Source organism: Paenibacillus hemerocallicola (assembly GCF_006265175.1).
Taxonomy (GTDB): domain Bacteria; phylum Bacillota; class Bacilli; order Paenibacillales; family NBRC-103111; genus Paenibacillus_AB; species Paenibacillus_AB hemerocallicola.
The window spans coordinates 1-10884 of record NZ_VDCQ01000096.1 but is presented as its reverse complement, the minus strand read 5'-3'; the positions used below and the strand labels follow the sequence as shown (position 1 = coordinate 10884).

Here is a 10884-nt window from a genome sequence, read left to right as displayed (position 1 = left end):
CGCACGCACCACGCCTGCCTATATTTCAAAATATGTAGTGACTTCGGTCCGGAAATGAACTCCCCGTTCTTGCTGCCTGGCCTGCTGCCCGCGCATATACGCCACCGAATCGGTCTCGTAATTAAAGAGCAGCGTCCTCTCTCTTCCCGGACGATCGACGATCCGAACCAAAGTGCTTATGTCCGGGTGACCGTATTTGCCGTTCGTGGACAAGAAATAGAAATCTGCATCAACGACGTCCAATAGCTTGGGAATGGTATTGCGGCCGCTGCCATGGTGCGACACCTTGATAGCCTTGAACGTATACGGCGGCTGCTCGTCCGCATAATGGCAACGCAGTCCCTCCACGATAACGGAAGGATGGGCGTCGCCCAAATACAACAGCCGCTTCTCCTTCCTATACTCCAGGACGAACGCAAGGGAGCTGCCGTTGGCGACTCCGTCATCCTCTTCAACTTCCTCTTCTTTAAAGGAGTCCCACGTCGCGGGCGCGTGGCTGATGCTTTGTTTCTTCCGCTTGTTCGCTTTCCGTTGCTCCTCCATCCTTCGGAGCATCATTTCGTAAGCGTCGTCAAATAAAGCGTCCGTCCCGGGCTTCCCCACATAATTTTGATCGTAAAGCTTGTTCAGCCAGTCCTTGCCCAGCTTCTCCAGCCCCTCCTTCGTAGAGGAAAGCATCCGCAGACAAATATCGTCGGACAGCGAAAATACGGGCAAACTGTCCCTGTGGACGGCTTTGCCCTCCGTGCAGCGGTTCCAATTGTATTTATTTTCATAAAGGAGAGCCCCTAGCGTCGAGCCCTGCCTGGCGCTAATCTCGCCTTTACCGTCCCCGCCGGTACCGTCGCCTCCGGCAATCAGCCGTTCCGCTATTTTGCGTTGGTGCTCCGCGATCCTATGCTCTTTCGGAAATTGCAGCTGCAAATAGGCATTGTGCCATATGTCGGCGATCGGAATGAGTTGAGGCGACTCCGCCGGACCATTGTTCTCCAGAAGCTCGATAATCCCGCCGATATGGTCGTTATCGATATGGGTGACCATCAGCAGATCCAGCCTCTCGCCCCGCTTCCCCATCGGCTCCAGCAGTCGGTGCAGCTCGCCATAGGTCTTCTTCGTGCCGCCGTCGACCAGAATATGCTTCCTATCGGCATCCGTCCCGCAGCTGATCAGGAAGGCATCTCCTTGCTCGGCCTGAAGCATGTGAATACGTATTTTGTGCGGCATGTTTTCCTCCCGAATCATCCGTAAACCAACCCTTTATCTACTGCCTGTCAGATTCGATTATAGCAACAAAAAAGCAGTCTTAGCGACTGCTTCCAGGTGATTCAAGTTCAACTGTAGTCGATTCCTTTCAAAATAGGCTCAATTTCGTTCAGCGCCCACTGAATCACATATTGCTCCATCGCAGCCGGACGAATCTCTTTGGATACCTCAAGGTTGCTTCTGGATGGCGATAAGGCTAAGCTTCTGTAAGAGTGTCCAATATCCGTTAGGAGGCAGGCAGAGTGGCTGATGCCGGAAAGAGCGAGATCGATTACCCGATGATACGCATCCCGGGCGGGGAAATTGAGCTAAGAGACGATAGAATCAAACGTACTTGGAAAGTCGAAATAAACCCGTTCCTTCTGGCACCTTATCCCGTAAAGACCGAGCTTTATAATGCGATTACCAACCAATCCGCTGTTGCGGTAGATGAAGCGCAAAAGCCGGTTGTGACTATTTCTTGGAACGACGCCATTTCATTCTGCAATCTGCTTTCCCGGAAAGCCGGATTGCAAGAGTGTTATTCCATAACCGGCAACAGTGAAGAGGTGATCTGCGACTGGAACGCCGACGGTTATCGCCTTCCTTCGGAAGCGGAGTGGCAGTACGCCTGCAAGGCGGGGACTACAGGGTATAGGTATGGAGAGATCGATAAGATTGCTTGGTATAGTGAAAATTCTGGAGGCGAACTCCATGCTGTAGGACAAAAGGAACCGAATGCATGGGGTCTCTATGACATGTTGGGAAACACTTGGGAGTGGTGTTGGGATTTATACGACGAAAAAGTATATGGATCCTACCGAATTTTCCGCGGAGGCAGCTGGGCTGAGGAGGCCCGGGGGTGTGGGGCTTCATGCCGTCGTCGCAGCCATCCGACCTTTAGCATCGACGATCTTGGATTCCGCCTTGCCCGGTCGTTATAAGGAGAGGTCAAAAAAAGCAGTCCCCATCCAATAAGGGACTGCTCAGCGGCAAGTTGTTCGGCCATATTGGTTCTCTACCTCGCTTTGGCCAGCGCTGCAGCCATTTTGTTCAGGCACTGCTCCATGCCCATTTCAGAAAACTTCATCATTTGTCCCGCAGGCTTCTGAGCGTCGGTATTCATCGAATTCCTCCCGGGATTCTAATTCATGCTAAATCGAGTATGGCACAATAGTTGGAAGGCTATTTCTCATCGATTGCTATTTCCAAAATCAAGACGGAATAAAGTGCCCCTTATCTTTTAATCCTATTAAACGTTATTCCAGCCTGCCGCAAAATACCCGCGATGCGACGGTCCTTCGCTTTTCGTCAGCCGAAATCATGACTCCAATCTTTGTTCGTCTGTGGCAGACGGGGTTCGTTCCCAACAAGTAAACGGAACCTTCCTAGAAACCTTTTGCATACCGAAGTGCATTGGCCAATTGAAAAAAAGACCAGAGCAGAGCTCTGATCCTCGGTTCATTTCATTATGGATATCTAATTTTAATGGAGCTGATTGTTTAGCGTCTCAATTTCCGCCTCGGATAAGCCTGTTACCTCGGCAATGAGGGAAACGGACAAGCCTTTCTTCAGCATGCTTGCAACAATCTCCTTATCCCTCTCCGCCTTGCCTTCCACTCGGCCTCGAGATTCCGCATAATCCAAGGCGGATTGCTCATCGAGAAGCGCTTTTTTTCGCATATCGTAAAGCATTCTCGCTTCCTTGTTCTGGCTTAGAAATTCCAGCGTTGTCATCGCTTTTTTCAACCCAGGCGTCTCCATCGCCAATTCCTCCCATCTGTCTTTAGGTGCGCCGTTAATGAACATCAGCCAATTTACGAGCCGGTCATCCATCTTGCGGGGTTTCAGCCCCAGCTTCTACATTTTCGCTGATTAATACAAGCTGCGCTTCGGCATATCATATTTATTCGTAACCTGGATCTCCAGATTCACCTGTTTCCCATCTTCGTTTTGAGCACGGACATCCAATATGGCTTGCTTATCAGTCAGTGCATTTTTGTCCATCTGCGGATTAAGCAACGTCAGGCTGACAAACGGCTTTGGCTCGGTCTCCCGCAATGCTTCGTTCAGAAAATTAAGCAATACTTCGTCTTTGTTTTCTTCGCTTCCGAAGATTTGTTTAAACACAAAGTCCACAGTCGGTTCCAAAAGGTCGCTCATCGTCTCAACTCCAACTGCTTGCGAATGGCCAACGATTTTACACTTCCATTATACCACAGAAAAGGTATGCGCATGCTGTAAAGGCGGCTGCTTCGGCATGTACCTCAGCGGTACAAGTTCATCCGTCTCACCTAACCACACGCCCGTCGTTTATCACTAGATCAGGGCAGCTAAGTTTTTTAATTAGGCATCTATCGCTCGGATCCGGCGCCTTTTCGTGCCCCAGAACTTGATCCATATGCCACTTTCATTATCCCGAAACAGACGAATGCCGACGAATGTAAGAGGCGTCCATATTTCATCAAAATGGTAATAGGGCATTTAGTGCTCCTTAATAGTTCTCTAGCAGTTTCTATTACTATAAGACTAATCTCGCAAAAAAATAACTCCCCGATCGGGGAGTTCCATTGGCATAAGCGCTATTCAACCGTCATCATCAGCTCTGCCGCACGCTGCAGCGCCTGTATGCGGTTTTTCGCTCCCAGCTTTCTGTATATGTTTTTAAGATGAAACTTTACGGTTTCAGCCGAGATGTTCAGACGAGGAGCGATCTCCTTGTTCGACAAGCCTTCCGCCATGAACCGTAATACGTTCGTCTCCTGCTCGGTTAGACGTTCTTTATCCGAAGGTTCTTTGGCCGATGCCGTATTCCATGCTTGCAGCAGTCGCCTCGCATAGGTCAGAGACGCCGGAGAGGAATGGCTTAAGCGGTTGCCTCGTACCTTTACATAATCGGAGAGCAGCTTGGCCATTAGTTCGCCTTCGTCCAAATAGCTGCGAATGTACCCCTGCTCTGCCGACAAGTCCAAAGCCGTCTCCAGCTCGGCAAAGGCAGCCTCCGGCAGTCCCTGTCTCTGAAAGGTCAAGCTTCGCAGAATGAGCACCTTGATCCGATCCCGGAGCCGATCCTCCTTCATTAATAAACGATTCAACCGCACCAACAGCTCCAACGCTTCCTCCAGCCGACCGCTTTCCCCCAGTACTCTGGCCAAAGCCATATACTCCGGCACGTGATTCAGCGTAAGCTCATCCGCAGGCGCCAGACCGCACCTTTGCAACCAATCCAGCGCATCTTGCATGGAGCCTTGCCGCACGGACAGACATGCTTGTTCCGCTTCGATTTTTAACACAAATAATTCATAGTCCGGGGAGTCGATTTGCGACTTCAACTGAACCAGCAGCTCCGAAGCCCGCTCGGAGTTTCCCAATGCCTGCTGAATCCTCGAAGCGCTAATGGCTAGTTGAATGAGGATCCGCGCGAAGGGCAGCATATCTGGACGACCCAGTACTTGGCGCACATACCCATCTGCTTCTTCCAACCGGTTCCACTCATACAGCAGTTTGCTATAGGAAGCGTACAAAAGTCCGACAAAAGGGTATTTCTCCTTCTTGCCCCATATGGAAATCCACTTCAGCAGGAATTCGTCCCCCAGATAAAGATCGTTCAGAAACGCCAAGTGGTCATCAAACAAGTCATAACCTTGATATCTGTTGCGTCCCATCGTTTGAAAGAAGCTGCCTTCCGGCATATACCGTTCTACCAGCTCGAAATAGGCCGACATTTGCTTCAAATCCTTTTGAAGATAAGAAGCGACCGAACAGAAGAAGTAAATGTTGCCCATTGTCTGGTTCCATTCCGCATCGCTTACTTTCCCCTGCAGCGCTTGAAATCGGATTCGGGCTTGCTCGATCCTCCTAATGGCCGCTTTCCATTCGCCGACCCCCAGAAGTACCGATATATAGAACATTTCAATCATGGGCTTCTCCGCAAAGGCGTTTTCCGGCAATCTGGAGACCCATCTATGGAGCGCAATGCTTTTCGATTGCACCAAAGTAGGCAAATTTTTCTCAATTAGCCTTACGGCGTCTGCAAACTGCTCCCCTTCTAAATAATGCTCCTCCGCCTCATCGTCAAATCCATGATGCTCCAGCCAATTCGCCGCACGCCGGTGCACCTTCATCCATTGGTCCCGGTCTCTTGTGAACAAGTGCTGCTGCAAAAAGTCGGATAGCAAATGATGATACCGGTACCACCCCCGATGATCATCCAGCGGAATAATAAATAAATTCAGCTTCTCCAATCGCTCCAATTGTTCCTGACTGTTCTTCTGGCCCGTTACAGCCTGGCATAAGGATTCGTTCATGCGGTTTAATACGGACGTTTCCAATAGAAACGCAAGCGTAGGCTCGGATTGGTAATGAAGAACTTCTTCCAACAAATAATCGGAGATATGATGCTGCCGACCGCTAAATCGGTGAATCGTCTCGGCTATATTATCGCTTCGCTTCAGGGAGATCGCCGCCAGCCGCAAGCCGCTGATCCAGCCTTCCGTATGATCGAACAACTCCGTCACTTGCTCTTTGGTCAGCACCAAATCCGTAGTATCCCGAAAAAAGACAACGCCCTCATCCAATTGAAACCGCAAATCCTGCACTTGAATGCGATGGTATTCGCCTTTAGCCAGAAGCCGGGCAGTAGGTATCGTCAAATCGGTACGGCTTGCTATATAGAGATGAATATGGGGCGGCAAGTGCTCGAGCAGATCGTTCAGGGAACGGTGAATCTCAGGAAGTTCGATGAAATGATAATCGTCCAGGATGATGACCAGTTCGCCGGTTAATTGATCCAGCTCATTCAGTAACGCCGGGATTGCATACTCCAACGACGCTGGAGGCCCTTTAACAAGAACGTGATCGACCGTTTGGCCAAAGCCCGGAACCCTCTCCCGAATAGAAGCCGTTACATAGCTCCAGAACTGAATATAATCGTTATCCAGCTTATCCAGCGAGACCCACGCCGCAAGCGCGCCGCATTGTTTAACCCATTCGCTTAACGCTGTCGTTTTTCCGTAACCGGCCTGCGCCGAAACAAGCGTTAATTTGGCCTCCAGCCCTTCATCCAGTTTGCGGATCAGCCGCGGACGGGATACCAGAGCGTTACGCACATGGGGGATATGAAGTTTTGTTCTTATGATCATGCTGACTCCTCCGTAAACTGCTGAAAGCTGTATTCGGATCTGTAAACTCTATTTAGAGAAATGTCCCCGCAAGGAAGATAGCCTCTACGGCAAATGCTTATCGATTCGATCCGGATAGAAAAACGGAGAGTTGGAGGAGGAGGAGGATTTGCTCGCGTTTTGGCGCGCGGCTTGTCTATTTCAGCAGGAATGAAGGGGACGAGGTGTAGAGCCTTCTTATATTTGCGCTAATGCTCCCACAGAAAATGAGAAGAGATGAGAAAGGATTTAGGTGAAGATCAGGTATTCTTAACGAATCGCGGTAAGAAACAACTTCAAGAGAGCATAGGCATCCCTGCGTTGCTTCTCCGTACATTGATTCAGGGCAGCGATAATCAATTGCGTTTCATCATGAAGCTTGGTTGAGGTCGAGCTTCCGAAGAGAAGTTCATTGGGAGACAACTTCAAAAGAGAACAGATACTCAGCATTGTTTCAATGGACATACCGGCTTGACCGCGTTCAATATCGGCGCAAAACTTGGGCACCCGACCTATCCGTTCTGCAAAATCCTCCTGAGAGATGTCCAGAGCTTTTCGTTGTGCCCGAATACGTTCCCCTACCGCCTTTTTGTCGTAACCACGCATGTTAGATCCCTTTCCAAAACAGTATGATCTGGAGTTATTAGTTCCTATTATGGAGGAGTTTAGAATTGACTTTAATGAGTTTTAAAGGTACTATTTTAAGTAGTTTTAAAGGTATTATCTTTAAGGATGCCCAATATATTCTAACAAGATACGGGACAAATACGGTCTGTTAAACGAGAGAGCAGCAAATAATCTGTCCAGGCCGCTTCCTTTCTCATTCCATTTTCTTTTCCGTAATCATCATATATTGAGAGCGAACGGAGAGATGCCTGCATGAAGAATTGGGTTGAGCAATTTGAGGACGAGAAACGAAAGTTAAATCAACTTGGAAACGAATCACTGGAGAATGGAATCCCTTTGTTCGAGAATGACGCGGTTCAAGCTCAAAGTAGGAAAGTGGATGAACTGATAGTCCAATTACACCGAAGGGTTGGCTTCAACGACAGATAAGATAGAACGCACTTGTGGAGGAGGTTACATAGATGGAATTCCCGTCATGGTTTCGAAGTGCCATTCAGCGACGGTCGGAACACGTTTTGGCTCAAATCGAACGTCATTCCGATCTGCGCAAATTTCGTATCGAAGAGAGCTTGGCTTATGATGCTTTGTTTTCTGGCATGGATAAAATGGGGGCGCCGGAATTTATGGACTGGGAGGACAAGCATCATTTTAAGCTGGCTATGGAGAATGAACGTTTGTATTTGCAAGGTATTAAGGATGGGGCACAGCTTGTATTAGCTTTGTTGGCAGTTCCCGTTTCGCCCGGCGATGAGATGGTGGCAAGGTCAAATACAGAGTCGGATCCGGTTAAACCGAATGATGGCTGAAGGTATCTCAGTGACCAGTAAAGATTCCCTCGATTTCATTCCGTCGTCCCTCTACTATTCGTGGTCGCCCCATCTATGTCGAAAGGTGCGACAAATATGATTTTAGCACAGGAGGATATTGAAAAATCACATCGAATAGTTCAATATACCTATAACTCACTGAAAGGAGTCAGGAGAAGTGCAACGTACAGACAGAACGACACTAAATCCGCAGAACAGGCCGCCAACCGCACCTCAAGGTAATAGAACGGCCAATGGTCAAGCAAAAGCGGCTAGTAGCCCAATAAACAGAGTATCAGCCACTCCATCGGCGGGAGCGGGAAATCATACTGAACACACAAGCAAAAATACGGTTACTTGCCGAAAATGCAAGTCAACGCAGATTGTAGCCAATAAGAGAGGTTACAGTTTTGCAAACATGTTCAAAACCCTCGGTAGCATTATTTTTATTGGCATACTATCGATTGTTTTTGTCACTGTTTATATGTGGTACGGCATAAGCTCCAGTTCTAGCTCTTCAGTAGCCGGGGCCTTCGGTGTTATAGGAATGATTTTGCTGTTTCTTTCATTACCGACAAGTATTTTAGTCGGGTTCATTGGAAGAAATGAAATCGTAAACGGCTGTATGAATTGCGGCTTCAAGTGGAGACCTGCAAAGAGAAAGTAAAGTATTTGGAATGGGTGGGTCGGTGATTCGCCAAGGTCGCTTCTTGTGTCAACAGGGGCGGCTTTTTCATTTTAACCCGAATAAAAAGAACCCTCTTGGGTTCGAGAAAGGTTCGCTAAATGTGTGGCCTATTGAAGTCCGAAGCGAACGGCTGCAATGTGGCGTCGGTCAAATGAGAGGCGGGAATGGCTATTGGCCAGCCGGCATCCCTCTTATGGGGAAATAAGGTTATCCTGCACGCCGATAAGCACGTGCGGGATAACCTCAAGTTAGCGAATATCAGATTAGATCGGAAAGCTGAAGCAGGCGTTGCACGATGGTTGCAACCTCGGCTCTCGTCACGAAGTCCTGTGGTGCAAGCTTTGCGCCGCTTTTCCCCTGTATGACTCCTGCCTGGATACTATCTGCAATTCCGCCCAGCGCCCAGTCGGAGGCAGAAGCCGCATCCGTATACGGAAGAAGCGCTTCGTCTACCGATTGGCCGGGCAGATTAGCTTTCAGTCCCGTGAGCGTCATTGCTCTGGATATCATTAACATCGCTTGCTCGCGAGTGATCGTATCCTTCGGATGAAACGTTCCGTCTTCAAAGCCGGCAAGCAAGTGATAGGTATACGCTGTATGCACGACATTGTTGAACCAAGCCGCCGGGGGAATATCCGAGAATGGAGCGGCCCCATTCTCCAAAGGCAGTCCTAATCCGCGAACGAGAATGGCGGCAAACTCCGCGCGGGTAATCTCCCGATCCGGCTCATACGAGTTGTTTCCCGCACCCATGACGATCATCCGCGCACCCATATCGCGGATGGACTGTTCGGCCCAATGGCTCGTCACATCACTGAATTCTGTAGAATGAGATACAATGGCGAACGTGCCGTTGGTCAGGCTATTGACTTTCGCGTAAAGCTGGCCTTCAATCACAGCGACTTGGGTTGGTACAGTGCGGAAGATACCATCCGGTTCAACGACTACGGCTGTTGTAACCGAATCCGGGTTCACGTTATCCGGGATCGCAACCCAATGTTCCAGGAAGGTGTTGAACTTCGAAACCACGACTGTTGCATCTCCGTAGGTCGCCTGGATGATAAATTCAATCGGCGGCGCGAGGAGGGTGAACATGCCTTTGGATACGGCTTCTTCTATCGTTTTAGCCTTGTCCTGTGCAAACTGCGTATTAATCTCTATTTTTAGTTTGATGTCCTGCAAGGCGACCGATTCGCCAACCTGGCTGGCTAGAGCTTCGATGTTGATTTGCTGCACTGGCAACACATACGAGGCCTGGTCGGTTTTGAGAGTGATGACAGCTTGCTTTTTTACCATGCTTTTGACCCATTGGCCGTCCATTTCAGCCACAACCCTATCAAAGCTTGAGTTGGCCCGATATGTGATGATCACGCCTTGCTCTTCCGCTGCAAGTCGATTCTCAAGCTTGGTCTGATCGACAACTATCGTCAGCATCGTGTGATCGTGATCCGTTGTGGTTACCGCTCCCGCATGGATCACTTGATGGTTAAGAAGGATGTCTGCCAATGGAGCTACAGTCTCGCTGTTGCTATTATTGCTGCTGCTGTTGTCGTCGTCATCGTTGTTGTTGCCGCCGCCGGACGGGGAACTTGGGATGACTGCGTTGGATGCAGCAGAAGCCATGCTTCTTCCGACTTGATTGATCGCTTTTACGGTAAAGGTGTAACTTACGCCATTGGTCAGGCCGGTGACCGTGATTGGGCTGGAGGCTCCGCTTCGCACGATGCCTCCCGTTGAAGCGGTCACTTCATAGCTGGTGATGGCATAACCGCCGTGATCGGTCGGTGCCGTAAAAGAAACGTTTGCCTGCCCATCCCCGGCAACGGCTGTCACATGTATAGGTGCGTCAGGAACGGCAGCGGGTGTGGCGATGGCTTCATTCGACGCCGCACTCAAGCCTCCTGAATTGCCGGCTTTTACGATAAAATAATACGTCGTGCCGTTCGTTAGCCCGGTTATGTTGTACGTCGCACCCGTTACTGTTGCGTCTGCCGGTTCGGTAAACAGGCCTTGAACGGTTGATAGGTACACACTGTAATAGGTTGCGCCCGTCACAGTATCCCAGTTTAAAGTGACTTGGCTGTTCGCGCCATCCGCAGTCAAATGTTGCGGAATCGCAGGAGCCGGGTTGGCGGCGGCCGTCACCGTCACCACGTAATTCTGCGTGGTGTTGTCCGCAGCAGTGACCGTGTAGATCACTGGGCTGGTGAAGTTCTGCGACACGCCGCTATTCGGCGAGATGCTCGCACCCCTAAACGAAATCGTCGGCGTCAGTGCAGTGACATTCGTGCCGTATGGCACGGTTATAGCGACGGTATAGGTCGCCTCGTTCACCGTTCCCGTCACTGCCGGGCTTGCGAAG

General features: G+C 49.8%; 8 protein-coding genes. 2 read left to right on the top strand and 6 right to left on the bottom strand.

Annotated elements, in window-relative coordinates:
* Positions 1-18 precede the first annotated feature (18 nt).
* The gene (gene avs1a / locus FE784_RS37680; RefSeq protein ID WP_176706807.1) at positions 19-1224 is read right to left on the bottom strand and encodes an AVAST type 1 anti-phage system MBL fold metallo-hydrolase Avs1a; all 1206 of its coding nucleotides are present in this window, start codon (positions 1222-1224) and stop codon (positions 19-21) included.
* A 317-nt stretch (positions 1225-1541) separates the two neighbouring features.
* On the opposite strand from avs1a, the gene FE784_RS37675 reads away from it, so the two are divergent.
* Complete coding sequence (locus FE784_RS37675) at positions 1542-2186, top strand: formylglycine-generating enzyme family protein (RefSeq protein WP_176706808.1); 645 nt, start codon at positions 1542-1544, stop codon at positions 2184-2186.
* A 541-nt stretch (positions 2187-2727) separates the two neighbouring features.
* On the opposite strand, the gene FE784_RS42730 is transcribed toward FE784_RS37675, so the two are convergent.
* The 4 genes from FE784_RS42730 to FE784_RS37660 form a co-directional block, all read right to left on the bottom strand.
* A complete protein-coding gene (locus tag FE784_RS42730; protein ID WP_342779163.1) occupies positions 2728-3078 on the bottom strand; it encodes an Rpn family recombination-promoting nuclease/putative transposase in 351 nt (116 codons plus the stop codon).
* Positions 3079-3117: 39 nt separating this feature from the next.
* A complete protein-coding gene (locus tag FE784_RS42725; protein ID WP_342779162.1) occupies positions 3118-3405 on the bottom strand; it encodes an Rpn family recombination-promoting nuclease/putative transposase in 288 nt (95 codons plus the stop codon).
* A 419-nt stretch (positions 3406-3824) separates the two neighbouring features.
* The gene (locus tag FE784_RS37665) at positions 3825-6383 is read right to left on the bottom strand and encodes a winged helix-turn-helix domain-containing protein (RefSeq protein ID WP_139607439.1); all 2559 of its coding nucleotides are present in this window, start codon (positions 6381-6383) and stop codon (positions 3825-3827) included.
* Positions 6384-6671: 288 nt separating this feature from the next.
* Entirely contained in the window at positions 6672-7007 is a 336-nt protein-coding gene (locus tag FE784_RS37660; RefSeq protein WP_139607438.1) for a helix-turn-helix domain-containing protein, read from the bottom strand.
* Positions 7008-7489: 482 nt separating this feature from the next.
* Between FE784_RS37660 and FE784_RS37650 the strand changes: the two genes are divergently transcribed.
* Positions 7490-7834, top strand: coding sequence for a hypothetical protein (locus FE784_RS37650; protein ID WP_139607436.1), 345 nt, complete (start codon positions 7490-7492; stop codon positions 7832-7834).
* A gap of 946 nt (positions 7835-8780) precedes the next feature.
* On the opposite strand, the gene FE784_RS37640 is transcribed toward FE784_RS37650, so the two are convergent.
* Positions 8781-10884, bottom strand: a 2104-nt coding sequence (locus FE784_RS37640; protein WP_139607434.1) for an S-layer homology domain-containing protein, incomplete at its 5' end; no start/stop codon positions are given.